1 protein-coding gene is annotated in these 1,816 nt (G+C 73.3%); it reads right to left on the reverse strand.

The window, feature by feature from the left end; all coding sequences use genetic code 11:
- Positions 1–775 precede the first annotated feature (775 nt).
- Positions 776–1,816 (reverse strand): lysine--tRNA ligase (gene lysS, locus LLG88_16190; protein ID MCE5248447.1); only part of this gene is annotated, 1,041 nt, incomplete at its 5' end.

Consider the following 1,816-nt stretch of genomic DNA (forward strand, 5'->3'; position numbering starts at 1 on the left):
CAGCTCGTGTGGGAGCCGCCGTGGGATCCGCGGCTGATGGCCAGCGACGAGGCGAAGGACAGGCTGGGGATTTGGTGATTGCGGGCGTACTGCCCGCGGGTCTCGGGGCGTACTGACCGCTCGGCTTCGTGGTGTACTGCCCGGGCGTCTCGCGGGCGCACTTCCCCCTCAGCTTGGCAGAGTACTGCCCGCGCGTCTTGCGGGACGCCCGTCGGGCGGCGGGGGCGGCGGCTCCGCCGACCGGGCAACGGCTCGCCGCCGCCCCCGCCCGCCCGACGTGCTGTCGTCTTTGGTTGCGCGCACCGGCGCTTGGTCGCACGGGGGCGCTCCTCTTTGGATGGTCCGTGCTTCTAATTTCGCCGCGCGCCGCGGCGACGAACCGCGGGGGTCTCGGCGCTCCCGCGGCGCGGCGTCAGGGCGCGTGTCCGTCGACGGCGCGGGCCGCGCGACGGGGGGCGGCGGCTCCGCGACGGGGCAATGCTCCGCCGCCGCCCCCCGCCGCGCGTCCCGCTCGTCGTGTTCGAAGCCGCGCACCGAACGTAGCGTCATGGCGAGGGGCGCCGCGATGACGACGGGCGCCGACGTCGCGAAGGGCGCCGCGAGGACGACGGCGGGTCGGGGCGGCTGGCGCGTCATGATCGTCGTGTCCGCGCTCAACATGCCTCCGCGCCAGCCGCCCCTGCGGCGACGTCGATCTCGAGAGGCTCGGCTTGCCGCGGAAAGAACGCGCCCGCCGCGCGAGGGCGGCGGGCGCGAAGCGGGAACGACGCGAGGGTCAGACGGCGCGGAAGCGCTCCGCGACTTTCTCGGGACCGAGGATCGCGATGAAGGCGCCGGCGCGGGGGCCTTTGTCCTTGCCGAGCAGCGCGGCGTAGATCGCCGCGAAGGCGCGGGCGCCGCCGGGGCCGCCTTCGGCCTTGGAGAGATCACGCACGAGGTTCTGGATCGCGTCGCCGTCGGTCATCCCCGGCAGCCGGTCGGCGAGGGCGTGCAGGAACGCCTTCTGGTCGTCGGCCAGCGAACGCGCCGTCTCCGGCAACTCGTCCGGCACGTCCACCTTGATTTCGTCCGGGGCGAAGCGGGCCAGCCAAGCCTTCGCCATCTCCATCCGCGAGGCGAGCGCCTGACGGTCGCACGGACCGTAGCCGCCCTTGGCCAGCAGCGCGACGGTCGTGTCCACGTCGAAGCGCGCGATCTGCGCCACGAGCACGAGGTGGTGGAACGGCACGCCGATCGGCGTGAAACCGGCCGCGCGCGACAGCTCGAGAGCGCGGTCGTCGCGTCCCTGCGCGCTCGCGTCGTCCACCTCGTCCACCAGCTTCAGCAGCGCGAGGCCGGGGTCGAACTGGATGCTGCGCGCCGGGCGGTTCTTGAGCACGAGGTACCGCAGCACCTCCGGCGGGACCATCGTCAGCAGCTCGGAGACGGAGAGGACGTTCCCCTTGGAGGAGGACATGTCCCCCTGCCCCTTGAGGGCGATCCACTCGTAGACCACCGGCGTCGGGGCCTTCCAGCCGAAGATCCGCTCCGAGAAGAGCTTCCCCGTGTCGTAGCTGCCGCCGCGGCTGGCGTGGTCCTTGCCGAACGGCTCGGCCGTGACGCCCAGCGCGCGCCAACGCGCCGGCCAATCGACGCGCCAGGTCAGCTTGCCGCCCGTCGCCGCCGGCTGCTCGCTCTCGGCGCCGCAGTGGCCGCAGTTGGAGCGGATGGTCCCCGCGGCGCGGTCGAAGCCGTGCACGACCCCCTTGGTGATCATGCGGCACTTCGGGCAGCGCGGATTCCACGGCGACCAGTCGGCCTCGCACTCCTTGCCGGT

The sequence above is a fragment of the bacterium genome, from assembly GCA_021372775.1.
Taxonomy (GTDB): Bacteria; Acidobacteriota; Polarisedimenticolia; order J045; family J045; genus JAJFTU01.